We start from the raw sequence: 22766 nt of genomic DNA on the forward strand, positions 1-22766 counted from the left end.
TTTTACGGACGTCAATGAAAAAAACAATGTTCCATTTCTCCACGTTGAGGATTACAGTGAGCCTCACCATAACAGTGGGGGCAGGCCTGCTGTTTGCCGCCTGCCATACCGATAAAAAAGTAGACTTCAGTACCGAGGTAAAACCAGTGCTTAACAAGCATTGTATCAGTTGCCACGGAGGAGTAAAACAAAATGGCGGATTCAGTGTGCTGTTCCGGGAAGAAGCCCTTGGCATTACCAAATCCGGAAAGCCCGCCATCATTCCCGGTCATCCCGAAAAAAGCGAATTTATCCGCCGCCTTACCTGCAAAGATCCAAAAGAACGGATGCCGCAGAAAGGAGAACCACTCACCAACGCCGAAATAGATATCCTCACCCGCTGGGTGAAACAGGGCGCGGAATGGGGAGAACACTGGGCGTATATATCTCCCAAAAATGTTCCGGTACCTGATATTACTATTACCAACGGCAACGAAATAGACCACTTCATACAGGAAAAACTGAAACAGGAAGGATTGAAGCCCTCCCCGGAAGCAGATAAAATGACCCTGCTCCGCCGCGTAAGCCTCGATCTTACCGGTCTGCCGCCAACACCTGAAATGGCACAGCAGTTTGCCGCCAGCACCGACGAACACGCCTATGAAAAAATAGTGGACAGCCTCCTGCAATCGCCACACTACGGTGAACGCTGGGCAGCCATGTGGCTCGACCTCGCCCGCTACTCCGATACTAAAGGTTACGAAAGGGACGACAGCCGGAAAATATGGCGGTACCGCGACTGGGTGATTGACGCATTTAACAGCGATATGCCGTACGACAGCTTCACCATCGAACAACTGGCCGGCGACCTGCTCCCCGATCCTACCCGCGACCAGCTCATCGCTACGGCATTTAACCGCAATACCATGACCAACGACGAGGGCGGTACCCAGGATGAAGAATTCCGCACCGCCGCCGTAATGGACCGCGTAAGCACCACCATGGATGTATTCCAGGGCGTTACCATCGCCTGCGTGCAATGCCACAGCCACCCTTACGACCCCTTCCGCTTTGAAGACTATTATAAACTGATGGCCTTCCTTAATAATACCCGTGATGAAGATACCCACATGGAACATCCTAAACTTCGTTTGTACGACAGCGTTAGTACGGCAGAAGTAAAAAAGGTAAGCGACTGGGTAGCGCAAAACGGTACCACCCAACAGGCAAAAGATATACAGGAGTTCCTGAAAGTACTGGAACCAAAAGTACACGCCCACGTTGCCGATAACTATATCAACGGCGCCCTGCTGGATACCAAATACATGGGCATCCGGAATAACGGCAGCTGCCGCCTTCCCAAACAGAACCTGGAAGGCAAAACACAACTGCTCATGAACTACTGGACCGGCAGCAAAGGCGGCTCCGTAGAATTCAGACTCGACAGCTTAAATGGCCGCACCATTATCAAACATACACTGGCCCCCACCAACGGGCGGCTCGCCATCAGTATGCCACTGCCACCGGTAACAGGCACACATGATCTTTACCTCATTTTCCGCAACCCTTCCCTCAACCCCGCAGATGCGGTGTGCAGCGTGGAATGGTTCGCCTACCGCGACGACATTCCCGGTAAAGGAAAACCAGGTTATGATCAGATCAACAACACCTGGTTAACACTCATTAACCAAAACCCAGACGACGTACCGGTGATGATAGAAAATCCGCCGGTAATGGCACGCGTCACCAACGTGTTTGAACGCGGCAACTGGATGGTAAAAGGGAAAGCAGTTACACCGGATGTACCACACTCCCTGAACCCATTCCCCGCAAAAGCGCCACGCAACCGGCTGGGTTTCGCCATGTGGCTCACCGATACAAAAAATCCCCTCACGGCCCGCGTAATGGTGAACCGTTTATGGGAACAGATCTTTGGCACCGGCATCGTGGAAACCATAGAAGACTTTGGCACACAGGGTTTCACCCCGTCGCATCCCGAACTGCTCGATTACCTGGCCTACCAGTTTATGCACAAATACAAATGGCATGTAAAACCAATGCTGCGCGAAATCGTATTATCTGCCGCTTATAAACAATCCTCTGCCAGCACACCGGAACTGCAGGAAAAAGATCCGGCTAACCGCCTGCTCGCCAGGGGCCCGCATTTCAGGCTTACAGCAGAAGAAGTAAGAGACCAGGCACTCACCGTGAGCGGCCTCCTCAACCGTCAGCTACACGGCCCCAGCATCATGCCATATCAACCCGATAACATATGGCAATCCGTTTGGAGCGGCGCCTACTGGAAAACTGCCGACGACGGCAACCAGTACCGCCGGGCAGTATATGTTTTCCAAAAACGTACCAGCCCCTATCCGTCCATGCTCTCCTTCGACGGCAGCAGCCGCGAAGTATGCCTGCAACGGCGCATCCGCACCAACACGCCACTACAGGCACTGGTTACCCTCAACGACCCGGTATATGTGGAAACCGCCGCCTCACTGGCCAGGCATATGCTGAAAAATGGCGGCAACGACGCCACTGCGGGTATCCGTTGGGGTTATCAGACCGCTATGTACAAACCATTGCCTGAAAATAAACTGAAAGTATTGCAAACACTGTATAAACAGGCACTCGCGGAATACAAACAAAAACCCGCGGAAGCTGACAAACTGTTGCAACACAAAGATAATACACCACAAAAAGCGGAACTGGCAGCACTCACCGTAGTAGCCAACGCTATTATGAACCTGGATGAATTCCTGACTAAATCCTGATCCGGTATGACTAAGCATGCACGACTGATAAAGGAAGCAAACGATCAAACACTGCGGTATTTCACCCGCCGCCACTTCCTCACGGACTGTGTGAAAGGCCTGGGCGCAGCCGCCTTCAGCTCTTTCCTGGCCAGCTGCGGCAGCAGCACCAAAACCTTGCTGGACCTCGCGGGCAACCCAATGGCGCCCCGTGTACCACAGTTTCCCGCACGGGCAAAAAGCGTGATCTACCTCCACATGGCAGGGGCACCCTCCCAGCTGGAACTGTTCGACTATAAACCGGCCCTGCAAAAATTACATAATCAACTGTGTCCTCCATCCCTGCTGGAAGGTAAAAAGTTTGCCTTCATCCGCGGCGTTCCTAAAATGCTGGGACCACAGGCCGTCTTCTCCCAACACGGGGAATCACGCGCCTGGGTATCCGATCACCTGCCACATTTCGCTACCATGGCAGATGATGTGAGCTTTTTGAAAGCCGTGCAAACAGACCAGTTCAACCACGGCCCCGCTCAACTGCTCATGCAAACCGGCAGCGCGCGGCTGGGACGGCCCAGCATCGGCTCATGGGTGACTTACGGCCTCGGTTCCGAAAACGATAACCTCCCCGGCTTTGTAGTACTTACCTCCGGCGGTAAAACACCCGACGCCGGCAAAAGCGTATGGGGCAGCGGTTTCCTTCCCTCCGTATACCAGGGCGTACAATGCCGCACCAAGGGCGAACCCGTACTGTACCTCACCGATCCGGAAGGCATGAGCCGCGACCTGCGCAAGGAATCTATCAATGCCATCAACGAAATCAACAAACAGGAATACACCACCTTTGGCGACCCGGAAACCCTGTCGCGCATCTCACAGTACGAGCTCGCCTATAAAATGCAGATCTCCGTACCGGAAGTAATGAACATCAACAAGGAACCGGATTATATTCATGAAATGTATGGCACACAGCCAGGCAAGGAATCATTTGCCAACAACTGCCTCCTGGCCCGCAAGCTCGTGGAGAAAGGCGTACGGTTTGTACAGCTGTACGACTGGGGCTGGGATAGTCATGGTACAGATGAAAACCTGGCCATCGACTACGGCTTCCGTAATAAATGCCGCGAAATTGACCGTCCCATTACCGCACTGCTGCAAGACCTGAAACAACGCGGCTTGCTGGATGAAACCCTGGTAGTATGGGGTGGCGAATTTGGCAGAACACCTATGCAGGAAAACAGGGACGGCAAAGACATGCCCTTCCTTGGCCGCGATCACCACGTAGAAGCCTTCACCATGTGGATGGCGGGCGCCGGTATCAAAAAAGGATTTTCCTACGGAGAAACCGATGAAATAGGCTACGCCGCCGTGAAAGGAAAAGTAGCCATCAACGATATTCATGCCACCATCCTGCAACAGCTGGGCTTCGATCATGAAAAGCTCACCTACCAGTTCCAGGGCCGGCCATTCCGCCTTACAGACACCGGCGGAAAAGTAATTACACCCATACTAAGCTAAACCGTACATGAACAGTAACAGGAGAAATTTTATCAAACAATCAGCCATACTGGGTTCCGCATTATGTATCCCTTCCCTGCCGGCATTTGCCACAGGAACAGCCGCCGCCGCAAAAGACGGATACCGCCTTATTGTACTGGCCACCAACTGGGGCTACAACGGCAGCATCAACGACTTTTGCGCACAGGCAAAAAAGGCAGGATACGACGGACTCGAAATATGGTGGCCCAACGAAACTGCCGCCCAACAGGAACTATTTGCCGCAGTGGAACAACACGGACTGGAAGTAGGTTATTTATGCGCGGGTTACGATGGCGACTATACGAAACACGCACAGCAGTTTGAAACCATGCTGAAAGCAGCCACCGGCAATAATAAAATCAAACCGCTGTATATCAACTGCCACTCCGGAAGAGATTATTTTTCCTTTGAACAAAACAGTGCATTAATAGATATGACCAACCGGATATCTAAACAAACAGGCATTCCGGTATACCATGAAACACACCGCTCACGCATGTTGTTTGCCGCACATATTGCCGGTAAATTCATCGATGCAAAACCCGACCTGCGCCTTACCCTCGATATTTCACACTGGTGCAATGTACACGAAACCTTATTGCAGGACCAACAGGCTACAGTAGCCAAAGCATTGGCACGCGCAGGCCATATACACGCCCGCATCGGGCATCCGGAAGGACCGCAGGTGAACGATCCCCGCGCGCCGGAATGGGCCGCCGCGGTGAAAGCACATTTCAGCTGGTGGGATCAGATCGTGCAACGGCACCAGGCCGCCGGGAAACCGCTTACCTTCCTCACGGAGTTTGGTCCGGCCGATTACCTGCCTACCCTGCCCTATACCCGGCAGCCGGTAGCCGATCAATGGGATATTAATGTATTTATGATGAACCAGCTAAAACAACGTTACAGCAAACCATGAGATTATTGATCAGTAGCGGCAGCTGGAGTATGTTTATTGGACGTTCGCATCCTTTACTGGTACACCTGCCTATCGGCATTTTAATTATTGCATTTATATTAACACTGCTGGCGCGCAGGGAAAAGTGGCGGCATGTACAAACAGCCCTGCCGGCAGTATTGCTGGCGGCTGCCTTGTCGGCCATACTCAGCTGCATCACCGGCTACCTCCTGTCTCTCGATGGAGGGTACGAAGAAACACTACTGCAAACGCATAAATATCTCGGTATAGGCGTAGCCGTTATCAGCACCGGGTTGTACCTGCTGGAAAGAAACAAACACCGCTTTCCCCGCCTGCAACTGCCTGCTGCCCTGCTGATGGTATTGCTGCTGGGCGCCGCCGGGCATTACGGCGGTAGTCTTACCCACGGCGATGATTACCTCACCCAGGCCATGCCCGCCCCGTTACAGCGGATCACCGGCATGAACAAAACAGTGACTAACGCTGCCACCTATACGAATATTGGCGATGCCCGTTTGTATGAAGACCTGGTGCGGCCGGTACTCACCAACCGTTGCTATGGCTGTCATAATGAACAGAAGCTGAAAGGCGGTCTGCGGCTGGAATCCATTGCCCTCATCCGTAAAGGCGGAGAGCACGGACCAGTGCTAAAGGACAGTCTCCCGGAAGAAAGCGAATTATTCAAACGGCTGATACTCCCTGAAGAAGACGAACACCGGATGCCGCCAAAAGGCAAACCGTCCGTAACGCCGCAGGAGCTGGAACTGTTGCACTGGTGGATAGCGGAAGGCGCTCCTGCGGGCAAAACAGTAAAAGAGCTGGAAAAAACGTCCCGGATCATGGCGGTGCTGGAAGGAATGCAACCCGCTACCCCACTGGATAAACAGGAATTTGTTCCGGAAGAAAATACCGGTGCTGCCAGTGAACAAAAGATGGCTGCCCTGGAAGCATTAAAAGTAAAAGTAATGCCGGTGGGCGCTGGCAGTCATTACCTCACTGTAGACGCCATCAATGCCGCCGGCTTCAGCAACCGTGATATGCAGTTGTTACTGGGCTTAAAGGAGCAACTGATCTGGCTGGACCTTTCCGGTACGGCCATTACCGACAGCGCATTGGCCGTGCTCGGTCAGCTGAAGAAGCTCACCCGCCTGGATCTGAGGAATACTGCCATTAAAGGTAATGGCTTAAAAGAGCTGGGCAACTGCAGGGAATTGCGGTATCTGAATCTCGCCGGGACGGCGGTAAATGCAGAAGGATTATTATCGCTGCAGCAAAATAAAAAACTGCAACAGTTATATGTATACCAGGCAGGCTTTACACCTGCGGCACTCCGGCAGCTGCAGCAAGCTTTACCCAAACTGAAACTGGATACCGGTGGTTACCGTTTACAACAACTGGCTTCTGACACAGTCATCTATCATAAAATCAGCGGGTAAATTATCGTGCAGGCATACGCGTTATTCGTACTCCTGCGCGGCCTGTGCCAGTCGCAATGCAATTTTTTTAGCCAGGGATTTGGGGGACAGTACCTTTATATGTTCCCCGAATCCCAGGATTTCCCGCTCCAGTTCAAAGTTCAGCACCACGTCGATACTCACGATGGTGGCCTGTTCATCTTCCTTTAATATTTCCTGCGAATGATGCAGCGGCTTTGTAAGCACATAAGGTGCATGCTTGTTATCAATTTGCAGCACTACTTTATGTGCAGGATCTTTTTCCGTTTTGGTAACGCCAATGAGGTTATCATAATATTCATCAAAGGGCATTCCGTCCCAGGCCATAAATTGCTCTTTCGGTAATTCCTGTATGCTGATGATCCTGTCCAGCGCGAGGGTAACCAGCTGCGGGGTGCGTTTATTCCGCGTGATAAGGAACCAGCGGTTACGGTATTCTTTCAGCAGGTAGGGATAACAGACAAACTCCTGCGCTTTGCTGGCTTTAAAAGATTTATATTCTACCAGGAGGGCTTTCTTATGCAGGATTGCCTGGTAAAGCGGGTTGATATGCGATAAGCCCAGCAGCCGATGATTATTTTCCAGCTGGATGCAGTTGAGATGTGCATCGGTAGATTTATACAGGTTGTTTTCCAGCCGGGCAATCATGTCGCTCATATCATCGAAATAACTGAAGCCGTTAAACTGTTTCAGCACCGCTACTATTTCTTTCATTTTATCTACATCTGCATTGTTAATGGGCGCATTGGTAATGCTATAGGCCGCATCACTGTAAGCATAATACTTACGGTCCTTCACAATAATAGGCGCATTATAACCCAGTTTATCGCTGCGCATCAGCTGAATATCCGCCTGTATGGTGCGTTTACTCACCCCGCTGCTGATGCCTTCAAGATCATACAACACCTCCGCTACTTTTTCAATGAGATCTTCCAGCGTCCATTTACGATAGCGGTTACGCAGGCACTCATCAATGGCCTTGTACCGGATCAACGCCAGTTTATTGATGGACATACTAATAATTTGTACAAAGAAACAAAAATACTGCGCATTATACCTGCGTAGTATTTTTTCTTTTTAGAAAGAATGAAATATAAACCACAGATAACCAGATGTTTAAAATAATTTTTAAAGAAATATTTAAGTACGCAGGTATGCTGCGCAGATACATGCGCATCTTTGTGTCATCGGAAGCGGTCAAATAAATGTTACTTCACGAACCTAAAGCACATTTATAATTAACGCAGAAGATGGGAAAGCAGTAGTTCAATGGTTGAACACCGGTCGCTAGTTTTAAAATTACCAGAGGGTCAATTGAAACTTACTTCCAGACTCCAATCCGGAGTTGCTGGTTCGAATCCAGCCTGCTTTACGAATCGAGGTCAATTGTTGCTTACTTCATTTTTGGATAAACAGCAACAAAATTATCTGATTATTAAATACCATTACAATGAACACTTTATTAAGAACAGGATTAACACAACAGGCGATTTACATTCCGCAAACAGTGGTGGAGGAAAACACCTCACAGATCACCCCTGCATCTGGCCTGCTGGTGGCCAATCTCGCTAAACTGGGATTCGGCGTAACGGAAGATCTGCTCCATGCACTGAACCATACCTCACCGGCTTACCAGGCTACGATCCTGGAAACATTCCGGGAAGTGATGGGCGTGAACACCAACTGGACCCCGCTGATAAAAAACTGGCAGGTGCCTACCAATGAATCATTCGTTGATCACCTGGTCACTTATTTCACTAATATATTTAACGGTCCTGGTACTACACTCCAATGCGGCCATATCATTCCTCCCAATACTTTTCCGCTGGAAAGATATAACGGCTGTCCTTACTGCGGTACACCGTTTGAAACCGGCGAACTGGAAAACATGGGCCAGGGAAGCAAGATCCGTGTGCTGAAACGCTGGGATGACCAGCTGGCGGCCAAATACCTGGAGGATCTGCTGACCTCCAAAACCGCACTGGATGCTACCCAGGTGGAAAGCCTGAAGGCATTGATGCATACCTTCCCGCTGCCTGCAGTGAAAATCGGGATGAAAGAAACCGTAATAGCCGTAATAGATGTGCTGATCGAAAAAGATGAAGCGGAACAGGCAGGGAAACTGTTTACTACGCCAACGGATATACTCCGTTACCTGTGGTACAAACATACAGGGTTCCTCCAGCTGATCAAACCCGGTGTGATCATTAAACGGAAAACCAAAAACCAGCGGCAGGTCCGCCCGGATATTTACCCTACGATACAAACGGCATCAACGGCTGCGGCCCTGAAACTGAAATACAGCCGTCAGCAGGGACTGATAGCCGCGCGCTGGCTGAACAACCTGGAAATGGACATAACTACCATGTGCGAAACCATGCACCCGCAACGCGGGATGTGGGTACGCTTCATCCGTGCCCTGCGCCTGGCGGAGTTCAGCAAACGTGAAGGGTTTGGTAAACTGCGTGAACTGATGGACCGGTTCTACCGCCAGGATTATACCATGTGGCAGGAACGGGTGAACTACTACCGTTTGCGCTATGATGAAGCTACCACGCTGCAGCTGCTGAAACAACGTCCGGGTCTTTTTGCCCGCTCGCTGTTTGCCAACATGCTGTGGTTCGGACCGGAAGCGGTAACCGCCGCCTTTGCGGAAATTACGGATAAAGTGCCGGCCCGGCTGTTGCTGACCTTACAGATGTACGCAGGGTATTATTTTGATAAATCCACCACCCGTGCGGTAAAACCACTGGGAGGTATTGGGAAAAGCATCCCTGCCAACCGGCAGCTGAACATCTATGAAGACGAGCAGTTGCAGGAAATGCAACAGGCCGTAACAGACCTTTGCATCCTGGCCATGAAGAAACGCTTTGCCGCAGTGGCCACCACTGCTCAAAGCATCTACATTGCACCGGAGCTGTATAAAATACCGCTGGCTATCGGCGACCGCAGCGAACAGGTACAAGACCTGCCAGGCGCGTTAATGGGTACCCGGTTTAAAGTGGAAAGCGATAAAATCATCCTGTTCATGCAATGGGGTAAAGGATTAGCCGCCCAGCACCTGGATATGGACCTGAGCTGCCGTATTGCCTACGAAAACAACCGTACAGATACCTGCTCCTTCCAATATCTGAAAACAACCGGGTGTATCCATAGCGGGGATATCCGCTCCATTCCGGAAAAAGTGGGTACAGCGGAATACATTGAAATAGACATTCCTGCATTGGCCAAGGCCGGCGCACAGTATGTTACTTTCACCTGCAATGCCTACAGCCAGGGCGCCATCGCCGTGAACCTGGTACTGGGATGGATGAACAGCAAACACCCGATGAAGGTATCCGCGAAAGGGGTAGCCTACGACCCATCCTGCGTGGATCATATGGTGCGCGTTACGGGCGGATTAACCAAAGGACTCGTATTCGGCGTGCTGGACGTGGCCGCACGGGAAATCATCTGGCTGGAAATGGCTTTCGATGGCCAGATGATACAGGACCTCAGCACCGCCAATGTACAGGCTATCCTGAAAAAACTGGACAGCAAACTAAGCATTGGCCAGCTGTTAGCCGCCAAAGCGGAAGCCCAGCAATTACAACTGACCAGCGACACAAACGCCGACGAAGTGTATACCATGCAATGGGCCCTGAATACCGCCGCCGTGACACAATTGCTCATCGATTAATTTGTTTTCCCCCTATAAAACAACAGCAGCCGGGCCAGCCCCGTGCTGCTGTCCGTTATATGTTTTAACACACTTTTTGCATACCCCCACGTCAATTTTCTGAAAATCGTCCTATATTCATTCCATTGTCATACATGGATAGAAAGATTTTACTACTACTGCTACTGGTTACGCCTGCTGTAGGGTATGCCCAGCAGGAAAGCACGGCAGACTCAACAGCCACCATCTCAGCGCCCAAAGGTTTTTTTGATAACATCAAGTATTACCTCCAGCATACCAACGTAGAAAAGAAAAAGAAGAAGGTAGATCTCAGCTTCATCGGCGGCCCCGTATACACCCCCGAAACCAGCTTCGGATTGGCCGTAATGATGGCCGCACAATATAAAACAGATAGAACCGACTCCCTGCTGCCCGTTTCCAACGCCGCCGTGTACGCCTCCGGCGCCCTCACCGGCTTTTATGGAATCGGCATCAGCAACACCACTATATTTCCACACGACCGGTTCCGGCTCGCATTAAAGGCCTCCTTCAGCTCCCGGCCCAATAAATACTGGGGCATCGGCTATGAAGCCGGCAGCCGCAAAGATGACTATACGGAATACGTGCAGCTCACAGAAAAACTCCAGGCCGACTTCAGCATCAACGTGAACGGAAACCTGTTCGTGGGCCTCTGCACACAAATCCAGAACGTACAAACCAAAAAACTGGATACTGCCGGCGGCAAACCCCTGATGGTTCCCGGAAAGGTACTCGGCATCGGGGCCGGCCCGTTTATTGTATACGACACCCGCGACTTTATTCCCAATGCCTACAAAGGCATGTATATACGGTTGGGATACCGTTTCTTCCCCTCGTTCATGGGCAATAAAGCCGTATTTTCGCAACTGGATCTGCAGTTCGACTGGTACAAACAACTATGGAAAGGCGCCGTACTGGCCACCGATCTGTATGCAGAAGAACGCAGTGGCGATGTTCCCTGGAGCCTGCTCGGTGAAGCCGGTGGCTCCAGCCGTCTCCGGGGCTATTATGAAGGCCGGTTCCGCGACAAAAACTACGTGGCCGCACAGGTGGAACTCCGCCAGAAGATCTACAACCGCAGCGGTCTGGCCCTATGGGTAGGTGGCGGCAACGTGTTTCCCCGCTTCAATGAGTTTGAATTCCGCCAGTCACTGGTCAGCTATGGCATCGGTTACCGGTGGGAGTTTAAAAAAAGAGTCAATATCCGGCTGGATTATGGCAGAGGAAAAGATCAGCAGGGTTTTTACTTTGGCATTAACGAGGTTTTCTAGGGAGAAGACAGCTTTTCTGTCTAAACACCATCGCTTCACCGGCCTCAAATCCTTTACAGCAGAAGGTTCCCGGATCAAGTCCACGTCACCTCCACATCACTTCCGTGTTTCCTCCATGAATAAGGCATGCGCCAGGTATGTCCTAAGCCACTGCGAAGCAGGTTTGCCCCCATGGCTACCTGGTAAGAAGCTTACTTATTCCCCTCCATCTGTTTAATAATATTATTCACCTCCGTTTCGGTGGCGCGTAATTTTTGCTGGCAAAATTCAATAAGAATAGCCGCCCGTTTTACCTTTTCTGCCAGCAGATCTACCGAAACAGCTTCATTCTCTATTTCTTCAGCGATCAGCTGCAATTCATTATAGGCAGCTTCATATGTCAGTTCCTGGCTCATGTACAGTATTTTTTTCAGTAATAGTTGCTTCCAGCGATGCATCCTGCAACAGCACCGTGATATGACTTCCCGGCTGGAGGGAGGTTGCATCGGGAAGAATGTGCCCGTCCTGGTATACAATGGCAAAGCCGCGTTTCAGGATACTGGCAGGACTCATCAGTTTGAACAGGGAGTCGTAATGCGCTACCTGCCCCCTTTTGCTTTGAATAAATAACCTGCTGAACGAACGGAAACGACCTACCATATTGCTAAGGTCATTCAGCCGGTTGGAAACAATGATCCGCGGTTTGGATAACACCGCGTTGGATACAGTCATTAGCTCCCGGTGGCGGTTCAGCAATATCGACTTCGAAGTATGCAGCACCACGTTATTACGCGCATGCAACGCTTCTTTATGATTGGCCAGCAGTGTGCGCGACTGGTTAATGATGGCATTGTTGAGATAAGATAATGCCTGGAAATGCGCGGAAAACAACTGCTGCGAACGGATGATAATATTCTGTTGCATATTGACCACCGCTTCTTCAAACAACCGGTTGTGCGCAATGATCAGCTCCGCCGCTTTGGTAGGCGTTTTGGTGGCGGTATGCGCCATCATATCCGTGATGGTTTCATTTTTCTGATGCCCTATCCCGGTGATCACGGGGATAGGGAACTTTGCCACCGCCCTGCCCAGGATAAAAGTATCGAAGATCAGGAAGTCGGTTTGCGCACCGCCCCCACGGATAATTACCACGGCATCGTATGGCACCCCGCGCTGGTAGATGTCTATCAGCCGCTGTTGCACCAGCTCCGCTTTTGTTTCCCCCTGTACTACGGTGAAATAGTTGTCGATTTTAAAGGTATACCCGAAATGGTTATGTTCCAGCGTGTGCCGGAAATCCTGGTACCCGGCGGAGTTGCCGGATGTAATCACCGCCAGCCGCTGGATCACAGCAGGCAACGGCAACTGGTTGTTGCGGGTAATGTAGCGGTCGCCCGACTTACGGATATAATCGGCGCATTCAGTGGTAAGCCGCAACAGGGTTTGTTGCTTCTGCTGCTCCAGCAATCCTACCGTAAAACTGGTATCTATATCCAGCAGCGTAATCTGCAATCCATGCACCTGGTGGTATCCTACAGATACCTTTACCAATACATGAATATCATTCTTAAACTGCTGCCCGGTAACAATTTCAAATTCCTTTACCCGGATAGCGCCATTTCCCCAGGCAACCGCCGAAACTTTGGCCACAATACCACCCGCATGTTCTTCTTTTTCCACCAGGTCGAAATAATGATATCCCTTTTGCTGGTAGTAAGAATGATTGGTGATATCTGCCACTACCCAATAAGTTTGCTCCGCAAACACCTGTTGAAGCGCCTGCTGGATTTTCCCGGTAAGAACGGATAACTTTATGGATGGAGAATCGGTCATGCTAATAGGTAAAGATAAGTAAAACGTTTATTATGAACCCTCTCATGGAATACCGGGGGAAATGTATATATTGCTGTCCATTGAATTATGAAAAGAATGCCGGATCAACCAAAACCGTAACAAACACTTAATAACAGACTTATTCCGATTTATATATTTTTGCGCCATGAGAGAAAATGAGCAGATAAAAGGGCTTTTTGAAAGGGTCTGCTATGACAACAGTATCCAGGCGTACAATGAATTATACATAGCATTATGTGCCCGGCTGATACACTTTTCTGCATCCATTGTTTCATCATTCCATCTGGCAGAAGAAATTGTGTCGGATGTATTTCTTTCATTGTGGCAAAAGCGGAATGATTTGTCGCACGTACAAAACCCGGTGGTATACCTGTATGTAAGCACTAAAAATCTTTCCCTGAACACGCTCCGCCAACAGAAAAGACATCAGCATCATTCACTGGATGCATTGAATACAGACATGCTGGCCATTGCCCCCGATGCAGAGAACGGAATGGTATCCGCCGAAGTATCTCAAAAAATAGAAAGAGCCATCCGCAGCCTGCCGTCCCGCTGCCAGCTGATTTTCCGCTTAATAAAACAAGACCGCCTCAGCTACCGCGAAGTAGCAGAGCTACTGAATATTTCCACTAAGACGGTAGACGCACAACTCACCATCGCCGTTAAAAAAATATCCCAGGCCATCCGCTTCGACCTGTCCGACGAAACCGCCCAAACCTACCTCCGGCTGGACTCATAATTTTTTTTTTGATTTCCTTTAGGGAACTTTCACTGTTTAGTTTGTCCTTCTTATAGATGCAGGAACAAAATTGCCTCCTACACTAAAACAGGCGCCTTTTTGTTCTTCACTGACACTATGGATCAGGAAAAACTTTATGCGTTGCTGGCCCGCGAAATGGCCGGCGAATTAACTGAAAAAGAAGCTGCTGCATTGGAACAATTGCTGCAGCAATACCCGGATGCCAGCTACATCCGGGAAGTGTTTGCGCAAAACTGGGCACCGGCAGGTAAAGTATACACACCAATGCAGGTGCAGCTGCAGCTGGAAAAACACCAGCAACGCCTGCAAAACCTGCCCGACACTACGCCCTATGAGGAAACGCCCGCAGGGGGACGCAGATGGTTGCTGTACAGCGGCATCGCAGCAGGACTTCTCCTGCTCTTCGCCCTGGGCGGATATTGGCGGTACACACAAAAAGCAAAACTGCCACCGGCTTTATCACAGCTGGTGACCGACAAACGCATGCGCTCACAGGTGCTGTTACCCGATGGTAGCAGGGTATGGCTCAATGCCGGCAGTAAACTGGACTATCCCCAACAATTCGCCGCACATCAGCCACGGGAAGTTACCCTGGAAGGAGAAGCCTTTTTCATGGTAACCGCCGATGCGGAACGCCCCTTCCGCGTTCATACAAAAGCCTTTAATGTGAGGGTACTCGGTACTTCCTTTAATGTAAGGGCCTATCCGCAGGAAGACAGTGCAGTAGCATCGCTCGTGCAAGGCTCCGTGGAAGTGGTGCTGAATGATGCTTCCAGCCAGGTAGTATCGCTGAAGCCCAACGAAAAATTAACAGTGCCAGTACACCCGGCAACAGCCGTAACAACAGAAAACACCACCACAGTAAATATCCCTGTCGTCGTATATAAAACAAAACTCACCACATTAAGAGATAGCATCATTCCGGAAACGGCCTGGGTACAAAATAAACTGGCCTTTAAACATATGCAGCTCGACAAAGTAGTATATATGCTGGAGCAGTGGTATGGGGTGGAAATCAACTTTAGTGACAACCGTAAAAAACAACTCTACTTTACTGGTGTTTTCGAATCAGAAAGCCTGGAAGAAGTATTGAATGCCCTGGAAACAACCCTATCGTTTTCATGGCATAAAGATGCAGAAGGCAAAATATGGATTGACTAACATTTCTTTCACCTGTAAAAAAATCAAACTGACAGTCTGAACAACGAGTAATTACTAATTTATCAAGGACCGCTTAAAACCGAAAAAAAACGGGAAATGTTCGCACCATTCCCCGTGTAAATATCGGTTAACAGCTTTGTATTGGGTAAACTTTCCATCAACAAATTAATTAACCAACAAAACAAATGTATGAAAAAAAGTACAGTGGACAATTGGCTTCCGCCCGGCCGGAGGTTGTATAAACTGTTAATTTTTATGAAGCTTTCTATGCTGCTTGTCACCGTTGCCTGTTTACACGTAAGCGCAAAGGTACATTCTCAATCCACCATAACAGTGAAGCTCACGCAGGTGCAGTTGGATAAAGCCCTCACCCTGCTGGAGAAGAACAGCCATTACAGGTTTGTTTATAACGATGATAATCTTCCGTTAAACCATAAAATATCCATCGATGCAAAAGATTGGTCTATCGACAAAGTATTGAACGAAATCCTCAACAATACCTCCCTTCACTTCCGGAAAATGTCCGACAAACTGATCGTGATTGCCCCGGAGGCGGTGGTGAGTAAAGACAACCTGGTAAAAGGACACGTAGTGAATCCTACCGGCGAGGTATTGCCAGGCGTAAGCGTAAGGCTTAAAAACACGTCCATAGGCACTGTTACGGATGTAAAAGGCGACTTTGAATTAAAGGTACCTGAAAATGCCATCCTCGTGCTTACCTACGTAGGCTTTGATCAGCAGGAAGTGTCACTCAGCGGCCGCGAAACCCTTACCATCACCATGGAACCTTCAAAAAATTCTATGGAAGAAGTGATTGTGGTAGGTTATGGTACGCAGAAAAAGCTGAATGTAACCGGCGCCATCGACCAGATCTCCGGTAAACAACTGGCTGCCCGTCCCATTGCCAATGTGATGCAGGGCTTGCAGGGCCTCAGTCCCGGGCTGAATATCAGCTACCCCGGCGGCCGGCCCGGACAAACGCCTACTATCAACATCAGGGGTGTGGCCAGTATCGCTTCTTCTAACGGTAATATTGCTCCGCTTATCGTGATCGATGGTATTGCCGCAGTAATGGACGACCTGTTACGCATCAACCCCGCAGATATCGCGTCCATCTCCGTTCTGCGCGATGCCGCTTCTGCCGCCATTTACGGCGCACGCGCGGCCTACGGCGTTATTCTCATCACCACCAAACAAGGTACCACCGGCGGCAAACAAACCGTCAGCTATAGTAACTACTTCGCCATGTCGCGCCGCACCATTATGCCGGACGCTATCACCGATCCCTATATTTACTCACGCGTATTGGAAACAGCTACCGATAATACGCCGTGGGACTATGTAAATTATTCAGACGAGTATTATAAATGGGCAAAAGAAAGATCCGAAAACCCTTCCCTGCCTGATACCCGCGTTGATCCGAGCGATCCTACCAAATGGGCGTACATGGGCAGCAACAACTGGAATGATTACTTCTTCAGTAAAAATAATTTTTCCCAGTATCACGCTATTTCCCTCAGCGGAAGCGCAGAAACAGCGAAGAAATTACCCATCAGCTACCTGCTCTCTGCCGACTATACCAAAGAAAACGGATTGAATAAACTGGCAAAAGACGACTGGGGACGTTACGGATTACGTGGAAAGATCAGCCTCAAACCTATCAAATGGTTACAGGTAGATAATAATATGAACATCTACCAGACAAAAGCCGACGCGCCAGCCTATAATATTACGGACGTATACTACCTGCAACCCACCCAGGTAGCCGTAAATCCGGACGGCACCTGGGCCAACACCGCCGCAGGAAATTTAGCTGCCAAACTGGTAGACGGAGGGCGCAACACCCAAACCCGTTTTGGTTTCCAGGATATCATCCGCGGCGTGGCTTCTTTCCTTAACAATGAACTCACCATCACCGGCGACGCCAGCATCAAAAGAGAACTCTGGAAATACCACATCGACCAGAAAAAATATAAGATCGGCTACGGACCAGACGATGTCCGCCAGGAAGGTGGTAACGGCGCAGTGACGGAGAATAACGGAACTATCAGTCATGATGTAATAGACCTCTTTGCCAATTACCACAAAACCCTCGGTAAAGTACACAACATCACTTTACTGGCCGGTTATAACCAGGAAAGTTATGAGTGGCAGCTGATCAATGCATCCAAGCAAAACCTGATCTCTTCTTCCCTCCCCTACATCGCGCTTACCAGTGGTGATCCGGCGGTGGGTACGGAATATTATTCGTATGCTATCCGTAGTTTTTTCGGGAGAATTAATTACACTTTTAAAGACCGCTACATCATAGAAGCAAATGGCCGGTACGATGGGTCTTCCCGCTTCCCTTCCAGCAACCGCTGGGGAATGTTCCCTTCTGTATCTGCGGCCTGGATCGCCAGCGAAGAGAGCTTTATGCGGAATACGCTGCCAGTAATTTCCACCCTCAAATTCAGGGGATCCTACGGAAGTTTGGGTAATCAGAGCGTAGCTTATTTTGGCTATCTCCAAACCCTGGGCACCAAAAAATCAGACTACCTGATCGGTGGCAATGCTGGTCAAACTGTGGTTACCGGCGCACCATCACTGCAGGTAGATCCGGCCAACTACACCTGGGAAAAAGTAACCACCACCAACGTGGGTACCGACATGGGCTTTGTGCAGAATAAATTCCAGGCCAGCTTCGACTACTTTATCCGTAACACCACCGGCATGTTGGCCGCAGGGCAGGAATTACCCGCCGTACTGGGTACCCGCGCTCCAAACCAAAACGTGGCCGATTTGTCCACCCGCGGATGGGAACTGAGCCTCGGCTACCGCAACGACTTTAACGTGGCTTCCAAACCACTGGGCTTCGGAATAAAAGTTATTTTATCAGATGATAAAACAAAAATCACCCGTTTTAAGAACGACCAGCAACTGTTTGGCTCCAGGTATTGGGAAGGTCAAACCTATGGCGAAATATGGGGACTTACCAACGATGGCTATTTTAAAAATAAAGATGAGATCAATAAACTGGATCAATCTGCCATCATCCCCTGGGGCGCCCTCGAAATCGTAGAAGGATGGCCTAAGTACAAAGACCTGGACGGTAACGGCAAAATTGAACAGGGCATTTCTGTCAAAGATCCCAAAGACCTGAAAGTGATCGGTAATACCAGCCCGCATTACCGCTTTGGCGTAAACCTCGACATGAACTGGAATGGCATCGATCTTTCGGTTTTCCTCCAGGGCATCGGGAAAATGGACTACTACCCGCATCACTATTTATTCTGGGGCCCGTACCAACAGCCATACGCCAGCATTTACCCCTGGAACCTCGACTACTACCGGGCTACCGCCGACAACGAAGCTACCCGCGCACAGCATAGCGAATCCTATATCAAAGCAGGATTGGCAGATGCCAATACCAATTCGTACTTCCCGGTGTTACAATCGTGGCTCGCAGATAACAATGATAAAAAAGGGCTGGATATTCCGCAATCCAAATACATGCTGAATGCAGCATACCTGCGTATCAAGAATGTCACCCTGGGTTACACCCTGCCTGCATCACTCACCAGGCGTTATCACATCAATCGTTTACGCATCTACGTAACGGGTGAAAACATCTTTGAATTCTCCTCCATCAAAAAATACCTGGATCCGGAATCCATTATTGATGGCTATGGATGGGCATATCCTTACCAGCGCAAATATGCAGTAGGATTAAATCTTGACCTGTAAAACCGGAACGTTAAACATTGTAACATGAAAAAATTTACGAGCTATATAATTATCGGGGTAATGGTGATCAGCGCTTCCTGTAAAAAGGATTTCCTCGATCGCTATCCGCAGGATGCTATTTCTCCTGAACTGTTCTTTAAAACCGAGGAAGACCTCTCCCTCTATGTGAACGGACTTCTTAACCAGGCAGGCACCGATGAATACCTCGGGGACCAGAACAGCGACAACGCCGCTACTACTGCTGCTGTGGAAATAAAAAATATCATGATCGGTTCACCCAGCTCTCAAACCATTACCAGCGGCTGGGAGTGGAACAGGCTCCGTGACGTGAATTACTTCCTCGACAATTACAACAAGGCCGCTGTTACCCAGGACATCAAAGATCATTATGCCGGGCTGGCCAGGTATTACCGCGCCCGGTTTTACTTTAATAAAATCGCCCGCTATTCTGATGTTCCCTGGTATGGCAGGACATTGAATCCCGGCGATGCTGACCTGCTCAAAGCCCGCGATCCCCGCACCATGGTGGTAGACAGTATGATGGCCGACCTCGTGTTTGCCACTACACATATCCGCGCCAGCGTACCTGCCGGCACACCCGGACTGTGGGCCGCTAAAATGCTCTACGCCCGTATTGCCCTGTTTGAAGGTACCTACCGTAAATATCACCCGGAACTGAACCTCGCAGGCACCGCCGCACGCTTCCTCGACAGCGCACGGGTACAGGCACAGGATATTATCAACTCCGGCAACTTTACCATTTACAACACCGGTAAACCCGACCAGGATTATGCCGCCCTGTTTTCCAGCCAGGATCTCCTGCTTAACAAGGAAGTAATCCTCACCAATATTTACGATTTGAACAAAGGACGTGGCGGCAATATCAACGGGAACGTTTTCGGGGATTATGAACAATCCGTTTCCCGCGACCTGGTACAAACCTACCTGATGAAAGATGGTAAACGCTTCACCGATATCCCTGGTTATGATAAGCTAACCTTTGTAGCCGAATTCCAGAACCGCGACCCGCGTATGCGCCAAACCCTTGCAGGACCGGGCTTCGCCCGCGTCAGCGATACCAGGCCGTATATTCAGCGGCTGAATAAAAACTTCACCGGCTACCACCAGTTGAAGGGATATATTAACAGCAACGACAATGTGATTGCCAATAGCGTGGACTTTCCCGTGTACCGCTACGCCGAAGCCCTGCTTACCCTTGCAGAAGCCAAAGCGGAACTGAATACGCTCACACAAACCGACCTCGATCAGTCGGTAAACCTGCTGCGCGCCCGCGCTGGTATGCCTGCACTGAACCTGGCCGCCAGCAATGCAGCCCCCGATCCCGTACAGGCCGCAAAATACCCGGATGTAACCGGCGCCATGAAAGGTGTGCTGCTGGAAATACGCCGCGAAAAAAGGATCGAGTTCGCCATGGAAGGTTACCGCTATGACGACCTTATGAGATGGCATGCCGGTAAACTGCTGGAGAAAATCCCGGAAGGCATGTACTTCCCCGGCTTAGGTAAATTTGATCTTACCGGCGATGGCGTGGAAGATATTATCCTGATAGATAAAGGCACAGATATTCCTGCAGAAGATAAAAAAGAAAAGAATTCCCTCGGTATCACGCTGGTTTACTATAAAGCCGGCAGCATCGGGGAAAACGTAACCGTATACCTGAAAAATGGCGTTGCAGGCGGCACGCTGGCAACGGAAACCAACCTGCGCAAGTTCACGGAGCCCAAGTATTACTACCGCCCGGTACCCTATACGCAGGTAGCGCTGAATCTTGCACTGAAACAGATTTTCGACTGGCAATAAACATGAATATGAACAGAAGAGATATCCTCAAACACACCGGGCTCATGGCAGCCGGCACCCTGCTGGGACCGGCCGCGGTAAAGGCGGCGGCAAGCGGCAAATGTACACCGGTACTCACCGTGGCGCATATAACGGATGTGCATATACGTGAAGACCTCAACGCACCCGCAAGATTTAAAAAATGCCTGGAGGAAATAAAAACCAAAAAGGTGGACTTCTTTCTCAATGGCGGCGACTCTATCTTCGACGCCTCCTACGATACCGTAAAAAGGGAAAGGGTTACACAACTCTGGCAGATCTGGGATGAATGCATCAGCACTCTGAAATCATATGATCTCTACAGCTGTATCGGCAATCATGATACCTGGTGGAAGGCGCCCTCCAAAGACGACAGCATGTATGGCAAAGACTATGTAGTAAAGCGGCTCAACATTCCGCACCGCTATTACAGCTTCACCCGCAAAGGATGGCACTTCATTATCCTGGATGGCAACAATGAAAAAATATCACTGGACGAAGAACAGTACCAGTGGCTGGAGCAGGACCTGCAAAAGCTGCCTGCCGGAACGCCCACGCTGCTGATGTCGCACTACCCGATCCTTGGAATTACCCCCATCCTGGTAGGTGGCGGCCACTCCGATCATCAGCGGTTGAAAGCGCTCTTTTTCAAACACCGCGATAAAGTAAAGGTATGCCTCAGCGGGCATAATCATCTTTCCGACAACGCAGTGTACAATGGCGTACGCTATTGCTGCAATGGCGCCATGAGCGGGTTTTGGTGGGAAAAAGGCGATAAGGAATCTGCCGGCGAAGGTTATTACTTTGAAACGCCTCCCGGTTACGCTATCCTGAAATTATATGCAGATGGTGAAGTGGAAAATGAATATTTCCCACATACCTGACCAGGTTAAATAAGTGTATGCCTGTTTACAATCTTTGTAAACAGGCATATTTTTTTAGCGGAACTGCGCCAGCTCCCCGGCATCGAACACCCATTCCGGTGTCAGCAGTTTTCCTGTAAATCCGGCCGGGTACCAGGGCGTGGCGCCACCCGGATTTTTCAATACATGGATGTTCTGCGCAGGCATGTAACTCTGCGCCAGCAGGAAAATTCTTTCACCGGCGGCATTTTCCGCCACATCCATTACAATCACCGCATGACCAGGGGAACCACCTTTAATAAACACATTCCCAGGCAGTATTTTACGTGTATCCTTTACCGGTAGTAGTTCCTTGCTGAGTGATAAGGTACCAGCCCAGGAGAATACGGTTTCGAGGTAGTTGCTGAAACAGGCCGGCCCGCTGCATGCCGCAGCCTTTCTTACTTTCACCAGGCGGTTTTGTTTTAATACAAACCGGTCGCCTTGCATCCAGCTATTGTAATCCATCAGCGTGCCATCGGTGGCATGAAAAGCAATCTTTCCCAACTGTTTGGTGTGATACAGGTATTCCGCGTACAGGCGGATCACGGCATCCGCGCATTGCTGCAGGTCTTTGTTGCCGGTAGAAATATCCAGTACGGCATACTGTGCCTGTTGATTACCCTTTAAATGCCCGTTATAAAGATATACTTTGTTATCCTGCTTCAGGGGCATGGACCGCAGCCAGGCGCCAAAACTGCCGGCCGGTTGCGGCACGCGTGTAAATCCCGCCGGAAGCGGCAGACCGCCTACAGACGCAGGAGGCATTGCTCCATTTGAAAACAGCAGATTAAGGATAGTTGCCGCTGGTACGGACAATGCGCTTGCCAACGGCCAGGCATATACGAAAGTGGCGGGTAAAGTAAGGATGACTATCAGTAATGTGGTAAAACTCCGGGCGCTGATCATAACAATGAATTTCAGGAAAGATGCCGG

General features: G+C 50.0%; 15 protein-coding genes and 1 tRNA gene. 12 read left to right on the plus strand and 4 right to left on the minus strand.

From position 1 onward, the window contains the following. Positions 1–14: 14 nt before the first annotated feature. From ACLHR0_RS17235 to ACLHR0_RS17250, 4 genes are read left to right on the plus strand one after another with little or no spacing between them, the layout of a single operon-like run. A complete protein-coding gene (locus ACLHR0_RS17235; RefSeq protein WP_436488198.1) occupies positions 15–2753 on the plus strand; it encodes a DUF1553 domain-containing protein in 2739 nt (912 codons plus the stop codon). A 6-nt stretch (positions 2754–2759) separates the two neighbouring features. Continuing rightward, positions 2760–4247, plus strand: a complete 1488-nt coding sequence (locus tag ACLHR0_RS17240) for a DUF1501 domain-containing protein (protein WP_429049681.1) — start codon at positions 2760–2762, stop codon at positions 4245–4247. Between the two features lie 7 nt (positions 4248–4254). Continuing rightward, the gene (locus ACLHR0_RS17245) at positions 4255–5187 is read left to right on the plus strand and encodes a sugar phosphate isomerase/epimerase family protein (protein WP_436488200.1); all 933 of its coding nucleotides are present in this window, start codon (positions 4255–4257) and stop codon (positions 5185–5187) included. Continuing rightward, positions 5184–6623 carry a c-type cytochrome domain-containing protein gene (locus ACLHR0_RS17250; protein WP_436488202.1) on the plus strand — a complete coding sequence of 480 codons (1440 nt, stop codon included), beginning with the start codon at positions 5184–5186 and terminating at the stop codon, positions 6621–6623. The genes ACLHR0_RS17245 and ACLHR0_RS17250 overlap by 4 nt, the downstream gene beginning before the upstream one ends. A 21-nt stretch (positions 6624–6644) precedes the next feature. Here ACLHR0_RS17250 and ACLHR0_RS17255 read toward each other — a convergent pair whose 3' ends face one another. Beyond that, complete coding sequence (locus ACLHR0_RS17255; RefSeq protein ID WP_436488203.1) at positions 6645–7655, minus strand: helix-turn-helix transcriptional regulator; 1011 nt, start codon at positions 7653–7655, stop codon at positions 6645–6647. A 241-nt stretch (positions 7656–7896) separates the two neighbouring features. Here ACLHR0_RS17255 and ACLHR0_RS17260 point away from each other — a divergent pair. The 3 genes from ACLHR0_RS17260 to ACLHR0_RS17270 all read left to right on the plus strand — a co-directional run bounded on the left by ACLHR0_RS17260 (position 7897) and on the right by ACLHR0_RS17270 (position 11609). Then, positions 7897–8013: transfer RNA gene (locus tag ACLHR0_RS17260), tRNA-OTHER, on the plus strand. 78 nt (positions 8014–8091) lie between these two features. Next, complete coding sequence (locus ACLHR0_RS17265) at positions 8092–10320, plus strand: hypothetical protein (RefSeq protein ID WP_436488204.1); 2229 nt, start codon at positions 8092–8094, stop codon at positions 10318–10320. Between the two features lie 134 nt (positions 10321–10454). Further along, positions 10455–11609: a BamA/TamA family outer membrane protein gene (locus ACLHR0_RS17270; protein WP_436488206.1), complete on the plus strand. Its 1155-nt coding sequence runs from the start codon at positions 10455–10457 to the stop codon at positions 11607–11609. 191 nt (positions 11610–11800) lie between these two features. Here ACLHR0_RS17270 and xseB read toward each other — a convergent pair whose 3' ends face one another. Together xseB and xseA are read right to left on the minus strand one after the other, a co-directional pair. After that, on the minus strand, positions 11801–12004 hold the full coding sequence (xseB, locus tag ACLHR0_RS17275; RefSeq protein ID WP_370907494.1) for an exodeoxyribonuclease VII small subunit: 204 nt from the start codon (positions 12002–12004) through the stop codon (positions 11801–11803). Beyond that, positions 11982–13421 carry an exodeoxyribonuclease VII large subunit gene (gene xseA, locus ACLHR0_RS17280; RefSeq protein WP_429049699.1) on the minus strand — a complete coding sequence of 480 codons (1440 nt, stop codon included), beginning with the start codon at positions 13419–13421 and terminating at the stop codon, positions 11982–11984. Before xseA ends, xseB begins: the two co-directional genes overlap by 23 nt. 166 nt (positions 13422–13587) lie before the next feature. Between xseA and ACLHR0_RS17285 the strand changes: the two genes are divergently transcribed. The 5 genes from ACLHR0_RS17285 to ACLHR0_RS17305 all read left to right on the plus strand — a co-directional run bounded on the left by ACLHR0_RS17285 (position 13588) and on the right by ACLHR0_RS17305 (position 21812). Further along, the gene (locus ACLHR0_RS17285) at positions 13588–14181 is read left to right on the plus strand and encodes an RNA polymerase sigma-70 factor (protein ID WP_370907496.1); all 594 of its coding nucleotides are present in this window, start codon (positions 13588–13590) and stop codon (positions 14179–14181) included. Between the two features lie 117 nt (positions 14182–14298). Next, positions 14299–15363 (plus strand): FecR family protein, encoded by a 1065-nt coding sequence (locus ACLHR0_RS17290; protein ID WP_436488209.1) that lies wholly within the window; start codon positions 14299–14301, stop codon positions 15361–15363. A gap of 255 nt (positions 15364–15618) precedes the next feature. Next, a complete protein-coding gene (locus tag ACLHR0_RS17295; protein WP_429049706.1) occupies positions 15619–19089 on the plus strand; it encodes a TonB-dependent receptor in 3471 nt (1156 codons plus the stop codon). A 24-nt stretch (positions 19090–19113) separates the two neighbouring features. Next, entirely contained in the window at positions 19114–20910 is a 1797-nt protein-coding gene (locus ACLHR0_RS17300) for a RagB/SusD family nutrient uptake outer membrane protein (protein WP_436488211.1), read from the plus strand. An 8-nt stretch (positions 20911–20918) separates the two neighbouring features. After that, complete coding sequence (locus ACLHR0_RS17305) at positions 20919–21812, plus strand: metallophosphoesterase family protein (protein WP_436488213.1); 894 nt, start codon at positions 20919–20921, stop codon at positions 21810–21812. Between the two features lie 54 nt (positions 21813–21866). On the opposite strand, the gene ACLHR0_RS17310 is transcribed toward ACLHR0_RS17305, so the two are convergent. Next, positions 21867–22739: a DUF4846 domain-containing protein gene (locus ACLHR0_RS17310; RefSeq protein WP_436488214.1), complete on the minus strand. Its 873-nt coding sequence runs from the start codon at positions 22737–22739 to the stop codon at positions 21867–21869. Positions 22740–22766: the final 27 nt, after the last annotated feature.

The sequence above is a fragment of the Chitinophaga sp. ARDCPP14 genome, assembly GCF_051362515.1.
Lineage (GTDB): Bacteria > Bacteroidota > Bacteroidia > Chitinophagales > Chitinophagaceae > Chitinophaga.